General features: G+C 70.7%; 11 protein-coding genes. 6 read left to right on the top strand and 5 right to left on the bottom strand.

Annotated elements, in window-relative coordinates; genetic code table 11:
* Window positions 1-5: 5 nt before the first annotated feature.
* The 4 genes from ACGFIQ_RS22265 to ACGFIQ_RS22280 form a co-directional block, all read right to left on the bottom strand.
* The gene (locus ACGFIQ_RS22265) at window positions 6-899 is read right to left on the bottom strand and encodes a carbohydrate ABC transporter permease (protein ID WP_393246446.1); all 894 of its coding nucleotides are present in this window, start codon (window positions 897-899) and stop codon (window positions 6-8) included.
* Window positions 899-1,762, bottom strand: coding sequence for a carbohydrate ABC transporter permease (locus ACGFIQ_RS22270; RefSeq protein ID WP_393246448.1), 864 nt, complete (start codon window positions 1,760-1,762; stop codon window positions 899-901). Before ACGFIQ_RS22270 ends, ACGFIQ_RS22265 begins: the two co-directional genes overlap by 1 nt.
* A gap of 116 nt (window positions 1,763-1,878) precedes the next feature.
* Window positions 1,879-3,183 (bottom strand): ABC transporter substrate-binding protein, encoded by a 1,305-nt coding sequence (locus ACGFIQ_RS22275; RefSeq protein WP_393246450.1) that lies wholly within the window; start codon window positions 3,181-3,183, stop codon window positions 1,879-1,881.
* 42 nt (window positions 3,184-3,225) lie between these two features.
* Window positions 3,226-5,229, bottom strand: coding sequence for a DUF2264 domain-containing protein (locus tag ACGFIQ_RS22280; RefSeq protein ID WP_393246452.1), 2,004 nt, complete (start codon window positions 5,227-5,229; stop codon window positions 3,226-3,228).
* Window positions 5,230-5,495: 266 nt separating this feature from the next.
* Here ACGFIQ_RS22280 and ACGFIQ_RS22285 point away from each other — a divergent pair, with 266 nt between their 5' ends.
* The 5 genes from ACGFIQ_RS22285 (at window position 5,496) to ACGFIQ_RS22305 (ending at window position 12,203) form a co-directional block, all read left to right on the top strand.
* A complete protein-coding gene (locus ACGFIQ_RS22285; protein WP_393246454.1) occupies window positions 5,496-7,445 on the top strand; it encodes a heparinase II/III family protein in 1,950 nt (649 codons plus the stop codon).
* Window positions 7,442-8,581, top strand: a complete 1,140-nt coding sequence (locus ACGFIQ_RS22290) for a substrate-binding domain-containing protein (RefSeq protein WP_393246456.1) — start codon at window positions 7,442-7,444, stop codon at window positions 8,579-8,581. Before ACGFIQ_RS22285 ends, ACGFIQ_RS22290 begins: the two co-directional genes overlap by 4 nt.
* A gap of 105 nt (window positions 8,582-8,686) precedes the next feature.
* The gene (locus ACGFIQ_RS22295) at window positions 8,687-10,096 is read left to right on the top strand and encodes a protein kinase (RefSeq protein WP_393246458.1); all 1,410 of its coding nucleotides are present in this window, start codon (window positions 8,687-8,689) and stop codon (window positions 10,094-10,096) included.
* An 85-nt stretch (window positions 10,097-10,181) separates the two neighbouring features.
* Window positions 10,182-11,951 carry an extracellular solute-binding protein gene (locus tag ACGFIQ_RS22300; protein ID WP_393246460.1) on the top strand — a complete coding sequence of 590 codons (1,770 nt, stop codon included), beginning with the start codon at window positions 10,182-10,184 and terminating at the stop codon, window positions 11,949-11,951.
* Window positions 11,952-12,074: 123 nt separating this feature from the next.
* Window positions 12,075-12,203 (top strand): hypothetical protein, encoded by a 129-nt coding sequence (locus tag ACGFIQ_RS22305; protein ID WP_357522714.1) that lies wholly within the window; start codon window positions 12,075-12,077, stop codon window positions 12,201-12,203.
* 51 nt (window positions 12,204-12,254) lie between these two features.
* Here ACGFIQ_RS22305 and ACGFIQ_RS22310 read toward each other — a convergent pair whose 3' ends face one another.
* The gene (locus ACGFIQ_RS22310) at window positions 12,255-13,601 is read right to left on the bottom strand and encodes a lysine N(6)-hydroxylase/L-ornithine N(5)-oxygenase family protein (protein ID WP_393246462.1); all 1,347 of its coding nucleotides are present in this window, start codon (window positions 13,599-13,601) and stop codon (window positions 12,255-12,257) included.
* Between the two features lie 126 nt (window positions 13,602-13,727).
* Between ACGFIQ_RS22310 and ACGFIQ_RS22315 the strand changes: the two genes are divergently transcribed.
* Window positions 13,728-14,672, top strand: coding sequence for a methionyl-tRNA formyltransferase (locus ACGFIQ_RS22315; RefSeq protein ID WP_357073348.1), 945 nt, complete (start codon window positions 13,728-13,730; stop codon window positions 14,670-14,672).
* Window positions 14,673-14,684: the final 12 nt, after the last annotated feature.

Raw genomic sequence — 14,684 nt, forward strand, 5'->3', positions numbered from 1 at the left:
GGGCCTCAACCCTTCAGTCCGGTCGAGGCGACGCCCTCGATGAAGTAACGCTGGCCGAGCAGGAAGATGACCGCGACGGGCAGCACGGACAGCACCGAGCCCGTCATGATCAGCGCGTACTCGGCGTTGTACTGCGAGATGAAGGTGTTCAGCCCCAACTGGATGGTGCGCAGTTCCGGACTGCGCAGGTAGACGAGTGGGCCGAGGTAGTCGTTCCAGGTGGTCGTGAACATGAGCAGGGCCAGGCTGGCGAGCGCCGGCCGGGACAGCGGCAGGATGATCCGTCGGTAGATGCCGTACTCGCTGAGCCCGTCGACCCGCGCCGCTTCGCTGAGTTCCTCGGGGATCGTCTCGTAGAACTGCTTCATCAGGAACACGCCGATCGCGCCGAACGCCTGGATCGCGACGATCGACCACAGCGTGTTCGACAGGTGCAGCTTCGACATGAGGATGAACTGCGGGATCATGTACGACTGCCAGGGCACCGCGATCGTCCCGACGTACGCCAGGAAGAGCAGGTTGCGGCCGGGGAAGCGGACGCGGGCGAAGCCGTAGGCCGCGAAGCTGCCGGTGAGCACCTGCAGGAAGGTGACGATCACCGACAGCAGCAGGGTGTTCCACAGCCACGTCGTCATGTCCGAGCGCTGCCAGATGTCGACGTAGTTTCGCCACACCACCGGATCGGGGAGCCAGGTGATCGGGATGGTGAAGACGTCGTTGTTGGTCTTCAACGACGCCACCACCATCCAGAAGAACGGCAGCAGCAGCCCGGCCGCCGCGAGCACCAGAGCGGCGTACCCGAGGAGCCGCCCGCCCAGGGACCGGACCGGTCGGCGGGGCGCGCGACTGCCGGGCGCGGCGACGGCCGGGGTGGGCACGGAGAGGTCGGTCGCGGTCATCAGCTGTTCCTCCGCTTGTTGACCATGAACTGGATGACCGTGATGCCGAAGCAGATGGCGAACAGGACGATGGAGACCGCCGAGGCGTAGCCGAACTGGTTCTCCTCGAAGCCCTTCTGGTAGATGTACTGCGAGAGCACGAGTGTCGACTGACCCGGTCCGCCGCCGGTCATCACGAGGATGAGGTCGAAGACCTTGAAGCTTTCGATGGTGAGCAGCACCGTGACGAAGAAGGTCGTGGTTCGTAGCCCGGGGAGGGTCACGTGCACGAACCGCTGCCACGGTGAGGCGCCGTCGGTCTCGGCCGCCTCGTAGAGCTGGGCCGGGATGGTCTGCAGGCCGGCCAGGAACAGCAGCATGTAGTAGCCCATGTACCGCCAGGTGCCGACGATGATGACCGCCGGCATCGACCAGGTCGCCGACGCGGTCCAGCCCGGTGGATCGTCCACCCCGACGGCCCCGAGGAGAGCGTTGATCGGGCCGTACTCCGGGCTGAACAGCTGGTTCCAGACGACCGCGATCGCCACGATCGAGGTGATGTAGGGGAAGAAGGCGATGGTGCGGAAGAACCGTACGCCGCGCAGTTTGCGGTTGAGCAGCAGCGCCAGCCCGAGTGCCGCCGCGAGGGTCAGCGGGATGTGGAAGACCGCGTAGTAGACGGTGTTGCGCAGTGCGGTCCAGAAGCTGGAGTCGTCCCACATCCGCCGGAAGTTGGCGGTGCCGGTCCACTCGGCCACCCCGAAGACGTTCCAGTTGGTGAACGCCACGTAGAACAGCACGACGACGGGCAGCAGGGTGAGCAGGGCGAAGCCGAGGAAGTTGGGAAGGATGAACGACCAGCCGGCGACCGTGTTGCGCGACACCAGCCGCCGGTTCCTGGGTCTCGTGCGCGGCAATGTTGCCATAGGGAGTCTCCGGGAGCGTTCGGCCTGGGGGCGGGACCGGCGTGCGGCTCAGGCGCGCCGGGCCCGCCATCAGCTCACTGGTTGAGGACTTCGTTCTTGGCGCGGGTCTGCGCCTTGCTCAGCTCCGCGTCGACGCCCTTGCTGTCGGAGAGGATCGCCGAATGCGTCTCGTTCAGGAGGTTCTGCAGGCCGGCGGTGTGCTTCGACACCGGGTTCTCCGGCTTGATCGTGTGCTTGGAGTAGGCGAACTTCGACAGCTCGTCCTGCGGTACGCCGTCCAGCCCGAACAGTGACGCGGTGACCGCGTCGGTGACCTGGGCCGGGGTGATGCCGATCCCGGCCAGCGCCTTGCCGGCCTCCGGGCCGGCCGCGTACTTGAGGAAGTCCTTGGCCGCGGCGGTCTTGGACTTGCTGATCTTCGGGTTGATCCCCAGGCCGGTCGGGTCACCGAAGGTGACAGGCGTGGCGGAGGTGCCGGTGGTGGACTTGTCGAACTGCGGCGCCGGCGCGATGCCCCACTGGAACTTGTCGGCGTCACCGCTCTTGCGCTGGTTGAGCAGCGTGGCCACGTACCAGGTGCCCATCAGCAGCATCGCCGACTGCTGCTTGCCGAACTGCGCCTGGTAGGTGAGCTTGTTGGTCTTCGCGGTGCCGAAGGTCGGCTGCGCGCCGGACGCCTGCAGGTCCAGTGACTTCTCGTAGTACGGCTTGAGGAAGCCGAAGTTCCCGGAGAGCAGGTCCGCGTTGGGGGTCTGGGCGAGCGCGAACCCCTGCACCGTCGACTGGAAGGTGTGCTGGTACGCGCCCGTCGCGTTCGAGCCGGCGGCCTTCAGCCCGGTGTGCAGTCGCTTCGCCGCGTCGGTGTAGTCGTCCCAGGTCCAACTGCCGTCCGGGGGCGTCACCTTCGCCTTCGCGAAGAGGTCCTTGTTGTAGAACAGCACCCACGAGTCCTGCCGGTACGGCACCGCGTACGCCTTGCCGTCCACCTGGTACGACGCGAGCCCCGGAGCCGAGCCGAGACCGGAGGCGGCGTCGGAGACGTCGAGCAGCTGACCACCGCTCTGGTACGTGTAGAAGTTCTTGAGGTTCTTCATGACGTAGACGTCCGGCGCGGTGCCGGCGGCCAGGTCCGTGATCATCTGGGTGTCGTAGTCGTTGCCCGGGGCGTACTCCTTGAGCTCCACCGTGACGTTCGGGTGGGTCGCCTTGAAGCCGTCGGCGAGCGTCTTGAACTCCGGCGTGGACGACAGGCTCCAGCCGGCCAGGGTGATCGTCACGGGGGCGTTGGGGTCGACTGGCTCGTCTCCGCCCCCACAGCCGGCGAGAACAAGTGTCAGGGCCGTCGCGGCGCTGATGACGGCCGGTATCGCACGCTTCATCCTCTCTCCTTCAGGTCAAGGGGCCCGGACGGGCCCGCACTGCTACCAGGCCGCTTGGGTGGGCCTGGGATGCTCCGTGTCCAGACGGGTCGACGTGCTGATCCCGTCGGGCCAGTCGACCGCCACGTGGAGGCCGTGGCCGTCCTCGTCGACCACGGCCTGGCATGCCTGCCCGGCCGTGGCCACCGGCACCCCGGACAACTCGGTGAGGGTGGTGACCCATGCGCCCGGCCGGACGGGGTGGTCCAGCCAGGGCACGACCAGCCCGCCGGCCAGGGGCCCGCCGTGCGGGACCGCGGTGGTGCCGGCCGTTCCGCCGCCGTGCACGCTCTCGATCCTGCTGGTCAGGCCGGCGCCGGTCACGGTCGCCACCCGGTCGCCGACGGCTGCCGTCGCGTCCCCTGGAACGGCCCAGCCGCCGATCCGCAGCCGCAGCGCAGCCGCCTCGACGCCGTCGGCGAGGCCGTCGACGCGGGTCAGACGCAGCTCCCAGGGGCCCCGGACCAGCGAGTGAACCGTGAGGTGCCCGGCCGGGCGGGACCGGCCCACGAGGCCGCCGCCGTGATCGCGCTGCCCCGGCTCCGGCTCGACCCAGTGGGCGAGGGCACGTGACCCGGCCACACCCACGCCGTCGGTGTCGACGCGCACGGTCAGCAGGCGCATGCCGGCGCGGTGGGTGACCCGATCCGCGTCGTCGACGAGAGTGACGGACTGGTCGAGCGGGGTGGCCCAGCCGCTGTCGTCGAGGACGGGGGTGGTGGCGGTGGAGTAGCCCAGTCGGGCGTAGAGCGGGGAATCCGAGACGGTGGCACCCTCCACGGCGTGGTCGGTGCCGTGGTTGACGACGCGGACGATGCCGTCGGCACGGGTGCCGGAGACCAGCCAGCCGGGCGCGCGTATCGCCCGCAGCGTGTCCCGCTCCTGCACCGGCAGCGGCTCCTCGGGAGTCGTCCACACCGGATGGTCGGCGGGTAGCGCGATGCCGAGCAGACCCTTGCTGGCCCAGTACGGCGAGCCCGGCCCGGAGTACGACTGCGCCAGCCGAGGCCACGGCCCGTGCCAGCCGAGGGTGAGCAGGCCGCGTTCGTCCGGGGCGCCGTTGGCGACGAAGTGACGCACGATGCGGGTGGCCGCCCCCCGCAACCGGCCGAGGCTGACCGAGGGCACGCCGGCGATGGCGCCGACCCAGAACGGCGCCGCGGCGGCGAAACGGTAGGTCAGGCTTCGCCCCTGGATCAGCGGTGCTCCGTCGGCGCCCACCAGCGCGATCGCGTCGCCCAGGAAGCGGTCGAGGCCGGCCAGGTCCCGTTCGCGGCGCGGCGCGGCCAGGTCGGCGGCGCCGGCCATCCGGGCCCACAGCGTCGGGTAGAGGTGCAGGGCCCAGCCCACATAGTGGTCGTAGGCGCGGTCCGGCCCGTCGGACATCCAGCCGTCGCCGCGGACGAAGCCGTCGTGCGTGGTCAGGTCCTCGTTCATCTCGTCGAGCGAGTGCGGCCCGCCCACCGAGCGCAGGAACGTCTGGACGACAAGCCGGAACCAGACCCAGTTGATCCGTGGGTACGTGTCGTCGCCGACGGCCGGGCGCAGATAGTCCACCACCCGCTCGCGCACCGCGGACGGCAGCCGGTCCCAGATCCACGGGCGGGTCAGGTCCAGGACCAGCGCGATGGAGGCGGCCTCCACCTTGGCCTGGGGATGCTCGTCCAGGCGTACCCAGCGGTCCGGAGATCTCGGGTCGGTGCCGGCGGCGATGCCTGCGGTGTACCTGTCGACGAGCTCGTCCGTGCCCACTCCCCGGGCGCCCGCGATGCGGAAACCGGCGAGCAGGAAGGTGCGGGCGAAGCCCTCCAGGCCGTCGACGGCCCGTCCGTAGCCGCCCTCCGGCCCGGGAAACGTGACGAGGGCGTGCCCGGGCGACGCGAACGGCCGGGCGGCGGCGAGCATCCGGTCGGCGAGGGCCAACCAGTCGTCCCGGCTCCAGGTCGCGGCGAGAGTGGCAGCCGGGTGCGTCCCCGGTGCCGGCTGGCCGGTCGTCCCGAACGTCATCCGAGGTCCTGTCGCATCGATCCGTCTCCGTGGCAAGGTGGCGAGCGGGCGTGCCGCTCAATGTGACGCGCAGGCATCCGCCGGGTTTCCGAAGTAAAACGCTCACAACAGAGCAAGTCAATGCTTCTCTTCGACCGATGTGAACACACCTGATCAAAAGGACGCACGTTGCAGCCTCGACGTGGCGTCACCGCGGGCACTCGACTGCCATAAATGCTCTGATACGATCAGAATCGTTCAGACTCGCTCTACCAGTCCGAGGGGCCATGACCGTCGCAGAGCGCTTCGCGGGCCCTCTGGCTGCGGCCTGGCCGGGCAACCGCAGAGACCTGCTGGCCCGGGCACTCGCTCCACCGGACGGATCGTTGCCGGTGCCGCCGGCCGGCGAGCGTGCCGTGTGGACCCGCCCGCACGCCCCCACGATGCGACAGCTGCGCAGCCGCGCCGAGGGCGACATCGCCGCCCCCTGGCCACTCCCCCTCGCCCACCAGTACGCCAGGTACTTCCGCGACGGCGAACGCGACACGTACGAGCAGGTGGTCTTCGCCCGGCAGCGGCGCCTGACCCGGGCCGCCGTGCTCGCCGCGGTCACCCTCGACCCGGCCTGGCTGGACGAGGTGGTCGACGGCGTGACCCTGCTGTGCGAGCAGAGCAGTTGGTGCTGGCCAGCGCACGACGACACCCACGCCGTGCACGCGGCGGTGCTGCCGACCGTGACCGATCCGTATCTCGACCTCGGCGCGGGCGAGGTCGCCGCTCAACTGGCCTGGGTCGACCACCTGCTCGGCGAGCCGCTCGACGCACACGCCCGGGGCCTGCGGGCCCGGATCCGGCACGAGGTCGACAGGCGCGTGCTCACACCGTTCGCCGAGCGCCGCGACTGGCACTGGCTCGGCCTCGACGGCGACGTGCACAACTGGAGCCCGTGGATCCACGGCAACGTGCTCGTCGCCGCGCTACGCCTGGTGGCGGACCAAGCCCGGCGGGCCGGGCTTGTCGACCTGGTGGTCGAGGGGCTCGACCGGTACGTGGCGTCGCTGCCCGCCGACGGCGCCATCGACGAGGGCTACGGCTACTGGTGGAACGGCGCGTGTCGGGCCCACGAGGCACTCGACCTGCTCGCCCACGCCACCGGTGGCGCGCTCGACGGCGCGCCGGCCAGCGCCCTGCGGCACACCGTCGCGTTCCCCCACCTGATGCACCTGGGCGGCGACTGGTATCTCAACCACGCCGACGGGTCGGCCCGACCCTCCGGGGGCCAGCCCTGGCACGCGCTGCACCGGGCCGCCCGCCGGGTCGGTAACCGGGACGCGGTGGCGCACGCCGCGGCGCACCGCCGTCCCGACGCGCCCGTCGCGGACGAGGAACACGGCCTGGGCCGGCTGCTGCTGGCGTTGACCGACCCGGCGTGGGTCTCCGCCACCCCGGCGCCACCGCCGCTGCCCCGCGACGTGTGGCTGCCCTCCGTGCAGGTGCTGCTCGCCCGTGCGGCGGCCGGCAGTCCCGGCGGGCTGACCCTGGCGGCCAAGGGCGGGCACAACGGCGAACACCACAACCACAACGACGTCGGCAGCATCGTGGTGGCCCTCAACGGGGTGCCGGTGGTCGTCGACGCCGGGCGTCCCACCTACACGGCGCACACCTTCGGCCCCGGCCGGTACGACATCTGGACCATGCGCAGTGACTGGCACAACGTCCCGCACATCCGCGGCACCGAGCAGGCGCCCGGCAACACCCACGCCGCCCGGCACGCCACGGCCGACGGCGCCGACGCCGAGTTACGTCTGGACCTCGCCGGGGCCTACCCGCGCACGGATGTCCGGCACTGGTGGCGCAGCTCCCGACTGGACCGCCACGCTGGACGGGTCGTCGTCGTCGACTCCTGGGAGCTCGACCCCGGGGACCCCGACCCGGGCCAGGCCGTCCCGCCGACCCTCGTCCACCTGCTCGTCGCCGGCGAGGTCCGGCTCGGCGACGGCCGCGCCGAGGTCACCGCGTTGGACGGCGCCGGCCGACTCGGGCTCAGCTGGCAGCCGGCCTCGGCGCCCTGCGCCACGACGATCCGGCAGATCACGGATCCCCTGCTCCTCGACGTGTGGGGAGAACACCTGACCCGGCTCGCGATCGACGTCACCGCGGTCGGCCCGACCGGCGAGCTCGTCGTCGTCCTGCAAGAGCTCTCGCCGCACGAAGCGTTCCTCGGAGGTCCCCCATGACCAAGGACAATCCCGTCGTCACCACGACGGAGTCCTCCCGCGGGCCGCTTCAGGTCGTCCGCCGCCAGCAGCTGTTGGCCGCCCTGCAACGCGACGGCTCGATGCGCATCTCCGACCTGTCCCACGTGCTCGGCGCCGCGCCGGTCACCATCCGACGCGACATCGCCGAGCTCGCCGCCGAAGGGTTGGTCCGCCGGGTCCACGGTGGGGTCGCCCTGATCCTGCCGGACGACGCCCCGACGGCCGACGAGTCACCCGCCGCGGGCCAGGACCCGCTCGTCGGGCGCACCCTCGGCATGCTCGTGCCCTCGTTGGACTACTACTGGCCCGACGTGGCCCGCGGCGTCGAGGCGGCCGCCCGCGAGCTCGACATGCGTGTGGTTCTACGCGGTTCCTCCTACGACAGCGAGGACGACCAGCCGCAACTGGCCCGCCTGGTGGGGCGGATGGGCGTCGACGCCCTGATCATCGCGCCGAGCATGGACGCACCGAACGCCGAGCGCACCATCGAGTGGCTCGACCAGGTCGACGTCCCGGTCGTCCTGCTGGAACGGACCGCCACGGTGGGCAGCCACCACGCCGTCATGGAGTCGGTGGTCACCGACCACGCGCTCGGTGCGGCCATGGCGGTACGCCACCTCACCTCCCTCGGGCACCGCAAGGTCGGCCTGGTGCTCGACGCCAACAGCCCCACCAGCCAGCACGTACGGCGCGGCTGGCTCGACGCCACGAGCGAGTGCGGCCTCGACTCGGACGCGACAGTGGTGGCCGTGGTGCCCGACGCGCGGTCACCGGAACGGGACACCGTCCTGGACGGCGTCCTCGACAGGTGCCGGGCGACCGGGACGACGGCGCTGCTGGTGCACGCCGACGCCGAGGCGATCGCGCTGGTGCAGCACTGCGAGAAGCGACACCTGTCCGTTCCCGGTGACCTGTCCATCGTGGCGTACGACGACGAGGTCGCCGGGCTCTTCAGCCCGCCGCTGACCGCGGTCCGACCGCCGCGACGCTCGATCGGACGGGCCGCCGTACGTCTCGTCGCCGACCGGCTCGCCGACGCCGGCCGCCCCACCCACCGGGTCGTCATCAGCCCCGCACTGCGGATCCGGGGGTCGAGCGCGCCGCCACCCGCGTAACGGTCTCAACCCAATGTCGAACGTCCTCGGTCACCGGTGGCGGACATGGCACGATGGCCGTGTCCTGCGCCGCCGGTGGCCGGGCACGACACTGATGGAGTCCTGATGTCAGAGCTGGCCGGCGCGCCGGTGCCAGGATTGGCGAAGCTGTGGACGCACGATCCGGTCACCGCCGGCCCGTACCGGCTGGTCGGGCGGCTGGGCTCGGGCGGTCAGGGGGTCGTCTACCTCGGTGAGGACGACGCCGGTGACCGGGTCGCGGTCAAGATGGTCAACGTCGATCTGAGTGATCCACGGGCGCGGTCGCAGTTCGTGAAGGAGATCGCCGCCGCACGCCGGGTCGCCCCGTTCTGCACCGCCCAGGTGCTCTTCGCCGAGGTGGACGGCGAACGGCCGTACGTGGTCAGTGAGTTCATCGAGGGCCCGACCCTGCATCGGCACGTCCGCGAACGTGGCCTGGTGACCGGTAACGCCCTGCACCGGCTCGCGGTCGGCACCGTCACCGCGCTCGCCGCGATCCACAGTGCCGGCGTGGTGCACTGCGATCTGAAGCCGGACAACGTGGTGCTGGGCGAGGACGGTCCTCGGGTGATCGACTTCGGCATCGCCCGCGCGTTGGGCGTCACCGAGACGGCGTCCAGCCGGGTCATGGGGACCACCGCGTACATGGCGCCCGAGCGGTTTCGCAACGACACGATCGGTCCGCCCTGCGACGTCTTCGCCTGGGCGGCCACGATCGCCTTCGCCGCCGGTGGACGGCCACCGTTCGGCAACGACTCGCTCTTCGCCGTGATGCACCGGGTGCTGAACGATCCGCCCGAGCTGCCCGCGTTGCCTCCCGTTCTGGACGAGCTGATCCGGGAGTGCCTGGCCAAGGATCCGGCGGACCGGCCGAGCGCCGAGCGCGTGCTGGTGCGGCTGCTCCGGCAGGACGGCCGGGTCAGCGACCCGCTCCGTCGCGACCACCTGCTCGAGGCCGGCAACATGACCGCTGGCGCGCCGACACCGAACCACCCGCTGCCCCAGGTCACACCCCCGGCACCACAGCCACACCCGACGCGGCAGCAGATACCGACCCAGTCGACGGCTCCGGCCCAGCCGGCCTACACGCCGGCACCGACCCAACCGGCCTACACGACAATGCCGACCCAGCCGGCCTACACGCCAGCGCCGACCCAGCCGGCCTACACACCGATGCCGACCCAGCCGGCTCACGTGCCGGTGACCCAGCCGGCTTACGTTCCGGCAATGGCGCAGCCGGCTTACCCGCCGGTGACGCAGCGCGGCGTCGGTGCTGGTGACGGCGGCGCGTTGCGGCGGCTGCGTCGTGAGGCCCCGGACGCCTGGGGCATCTCGACCGCGCTCTTCCTCGGTTCGGTTGGCGCAGCCGCCGGTTACGTCGCGTCGAGCGAGGTCGGCCCGGCCGCCGCGGTCGGGGCTGTCGCCTTCGTCGTGGTCTACCTGGTGCGGCTGCTGGTCGCGACGGCGCTCGGGGGGCGGTCCGACCGGGGATGACAGATGCGGCGGGGTCGGGGTCACCGGCTGGCACCGGATCGATAGGTTGACTGCCACCGCCCCGCCCGCCGAGGAGGACGTCCCGATGCCCCCAACCGCCACGCGTCCGCGGCAGTGGTTGCCGTACACCGCCGCCGTCACCGCCGGCCTGGTGGTCATCGCCGGGGCGTTCGTGATCGTCCAACAGCGCGAAGCCGACTGCACCACCACGCTTGAGGTCAACTCCTCCACGGAGAAGGCGGCTCTGCTCGTCGACCTGGCCGAACGCTACAACCGCGGCGACCGGTCGATCGATGGCGGCGGCTGCGCCCAGGTGCACGTCAGCGCGTTGAACTCGGGCAAGGCCACCGAGGCGCTGGCCACCGGCTGGGCCAACACCGGCCTGCCGCAACCACAGGTCTGGTTGCCGACGTCGAGTCTCTGGACCGGCCAGCTCCGGCTGCTCGACCAGGCCGCCGGGCGGGAGCCGCAGACCCCGGACCGCTACCCGTCGATCGCCAACAGCCCGCTGGTGATCGCGATGCCGCAGCCCAAGGCCGAGCTGGTACGCCAGCGCGGGTCGCTGGGCTGGGGAGAGATCCTGGGCCTCTCCGGGCGGGACGGGTGGGCGAGCTTCGGCAAGCCGGAGTGGGGGCGTTTCACCTTCGGCAAGGACAACCCGAACCTGTCCACCTCCGGGTTGGCGGCGACCATCGCCACGTACTACGCGGCGGTGCAACGGTCCAACGACCTGACCCGGTCCGACCTGGCCAACCCCGCGGTCACCCAGTTCGTCCGCCGGATCGAGGCCAACGTGTCGCACTACAGCGACGACTCGGTCGACCTGCTGCGCGGCCTCGCCGAGGCCGACCTGGCCGGCGGGGCGGGCCGCACCGACGACATGAGTGCCATCGTCCTGCAGGAGGAACTGGTGGACCTCTACAACACGGGTGCGCTGAGCCCCCGGCAGGACGGGCAGCAGCAGGGTCGCCGGCCGAACGTCCCGCTTGTCGCCGTCCACCCCAGGGAGGGCACGTTCAACCTGGACCACCCGTTCGTCGTGCTGCCCTCCGCCGACAAGCGGCAGCGCGCGGCGGCGGCCGACTTCCAGAAATTCCTCACCGAGGACGACCAGCAGAAGAGCTTCGCCCGCCTCGGCTTCCGGGATCACAAACGCCGCGCCTCGGCGGAGTTGCTCGCCAGCGTCGGCGCCGAGCCCACCGGCGGGCTGACCTACTTCGAGCCCCCGGACCCGCAGGTGGTCGGCGCGATGCTGGACGGCTGGCGCACGCTCCGCAAGAAGGCCAACATCCTGATCGCCCTGGACACCTCGGGGTCGATGGAGGCGATGGTCGGGACCCGTACCCGGTTCCAGGTCGCCTCGGCGGCGGCGGGCAAGGGCCTCGCGCTGCTCAACAGCGAAGACCGGGTGGGGCTCTGGTCGTTCTCCTCCGAGATTCCGAGTCGGCCGAAGACGCCCTACCGGCGGGAGGTCCCACTCGGCGAGTTCGACCAGAAGCAGATCAACGCCAGGATCGCCGGCCTGCACGTCGAGGGCGCCACCGCGCTCTACGCCACGGTCCGGGCCGCACACCGAGAACTGCGCGAGCGGTACGACCCGCAGCGGATCAACGCGATCGTCGTGCTGACCGACGGCAAGAACGAGTACAGCCGGGACAACGACCTCCCCCGGTTGCTCGCCGACGTCGCCCTGGACCCGCAACATCCGGTGAAGGTGTTCTGCATCGCCTTCGACCGGGAGTCGGACTTCGCCACCCTGGACCAGATCGCCAAGGCCTCGTCGGGCAAGGCCTTCGACGCCACCGATCCCGCCAAGATCGACGAAGCGTTCGTGAAGCTGGTCAGCAGCTTCTGACGCAGCGCCACGGGTGCGGGCGGCGCCGGGTCAGCCCGGTCAGCACCGGAGCGGGTTGGGCGCCGGGCATTTCGGGAAGGGAGTGGTCCTGACCCGCACCCTCCTCATCGGACGGAGACGAACATGCTGGAAAACCTCGCCGTGGTCGGCGGTCCGAAGTCGCCCGTCGACACACCGGTGATGATCGGCTTCTTCGCCCTCGTCGCGGTCGCCATCGTGGTGATCCTGTTCCTCCGCGCGCGCAACAGGTAGCGCCGCACGACCGCGCCGGCACTGCTGCCCCACGGTCGTCGACCTGTGTCGTCAGTCCGGCACACCCGCGGCCACCGCGACGCGGCTGGCCACCGGGCGGTCGTCGGCGCGGCGGTCGACGATGGAGCCGAGAATCTCGCCGGCACGTACCGCCGCGTTGGACAGCAGGGAGGCGCTGATGCCGTGGGAGTGTTCGGTGCCGCCCTGGAGGTAGACGTTGGCCCGCACCGACGCGTCCGCCCGGATGCGGTAGTCGCGCTGCACCACGGCCCGGCCGAACTCGTCCCGGTGGTAGTACCGGGCCGCGTCGTCGAGCAGCGGGAACGGGTCGACCGGCTGGTAGCCGGTGGCGCAGATCAGGACGTCGGCGTCGAGGACCGACACCTCGCCGGTGGTCAGCGTCTCGATGGTGACGGCCACCCGGCCGTCGTGCTCGCGGGCCCCGGTCAGACGGGACATGTTGAGCAGGCGCAGCCGCTGGACGCCGTTGACCTTCTCCTGGTAGGAGCGCCGGTAGAGTTCCTCGATGAGGTCGGCGTCGACGACCGCGTAGTTCGTGTTGCGGTGGTAGTTCATCAGCATCGTCTTGACCTCCGACGGCGCGGTGAAATAGTCGTCCACGGCGGCCGGGTCGAAGATGCGGTTGGCGAACGAGCTGTCGTCGGCCGGGCTGTAGCCGTAGCGGGAGAACACGCCGCACACCTCGGCGGTCGGGAACCGCTCGTGCAGGAACGCGGTGACCTCGGCGGCGCTCTGGCCGGCGCCCACCACGACGAACCGGGACGGGTCGGTGCCGTCGAGCCGGTCGATGTTGGTCAGGAGGTCGCGGCTGTGCCAGATCTGGTCGGAGACCTGCACGCCGGCCGGGGTCTGCGGGAGCAGCCCGGTCGCGATGACGAGATTGCGGGCACGGTACGAGGTGACGCGGCCACCGTGGCGCACCAGCACGTCGAACGCCTCGACGACGCCGTCGCGGAGCACCGGGACGACCCTGGTGACCTCCTGGCCGTAGTGCACCAGGTCGCCGACCTTGGCCGCGGCCCACTCGAGGTAGTCGTGGAACTCGACGCGCAGCGGGAAGAAGCTCTTGTGGTTGACGAAGTCGACGAGCCGTCCCCGGTCCTTCAGATAGCACAGGAAGCTGAACTCACTGGTGGGGTTACGCAGCGTGACCAGGTCCTTGAGGAAGGACACCTGCATCGTCGCGTCCGACAGCAGCATGCCGCGGTGCCAGCCGAAACGGGCCTGGCGCTCCAGGAACACGGCGGTGACCGGGTCGGCCGCGGCGTCGCCGTTGTGTTCGTGCACGGCGACCGCTAAGGCCAGGTTGGAGGGACCGAAGCCGATTCCGAGCAGGTCGTAGACCGGAGTTGCGCCGTACGGAGCGGCCTGTGACATCGGCAGTCCTCATCGTCAGGTCGAGCGGGTCGACACCCTGCACGTGAAAGAGCCGCCCCCGGGGACGGCGCGAAGCTAGGTTAGACTAACCTAACTTTCGCTGAGTTGGATGGGCCAGGAGGAACCGTGCGGGTAGTCATGTTCGGGTACCAGACGTGGGGGCATCGGACCCTGCAAGCACTGCTGGACTCGGAGCACGAGGTCGCTCTGGTGGTCACGCACCCGCCGAGCGAGCACGCGTACGAGCGGATCTGGAGCGACTCGGTCGCCGACCTCGCGGCGGCGCACGGCATCCCGGTCGAGGTCCGCGACCGGCCCGACGACGATCTGCTGATCCCGTTGGAGAAGGCCGATCCGGACGTCATCGTGGCGACCAACTGGCGCACCTGGATCCCACCGCAGATCTTCGAGCTGCCCCGGCGGGGCACGCTCAACGTGCACGACTCGCTACTCCCCGCGTACGCGGGCTTCTCGCCGTTGATCTGGGCTCTGCTCAACGGCGAGAAGGAGGTCGGGGTGACCGCGCACATGATGGATGCGGAGTTGGACGCCGGCAACATCGTGTTGCAGCGGTCGGTGCCGGTCGGTCCGCGGGACACGACGACCGACCTGTTCCACAAGACGCTGGAGCTGTTCGGGCCGATCACCGTCGACGGTCTCGCGCTCATCGCCTCCGGCAAGACCGACTGGACGCCACAGGACCGCTCGAAGGCCAGCTTCTTCCACAAGCGGTCCGATGAGGACAACCGCATCGACTGGACCTGGTCGGCGGAGGAGCTGGACCGGCTGGTCCGGGCGCAGTCCGACCCGTACCCGAACGCGTACGCGTTCCACCGGGGACAGCGGCTGCGCATCACCGCCGCGTCCGTCTCGCGGGGCAACTACGGCGGTACGCCCGGTCGGATCTTCATCCGCGAGGGTGACGCCGTCGTCATCGTGGCCGGCGCCGAGGCCCGCCGCGGCAAGAGTCCCGGCCTCGCGGTCGAACGGGTTCGCCTGGAGGACGGCACCGAGCTGGCCGCGACCGAGTACTTCCGCACCATGGGCGGCTATCTCACCAGCCACCCGTGACGCGCGGGCGCT

Source organism: Micromonospora sp. NPDC048898 (genome assembly GCF_043198035.1).
Lineage (GTDB): Bacteria > Actinomycetota > Actinomycetes > Mycobacteriales > Micromonosporaceae > Micromonospora.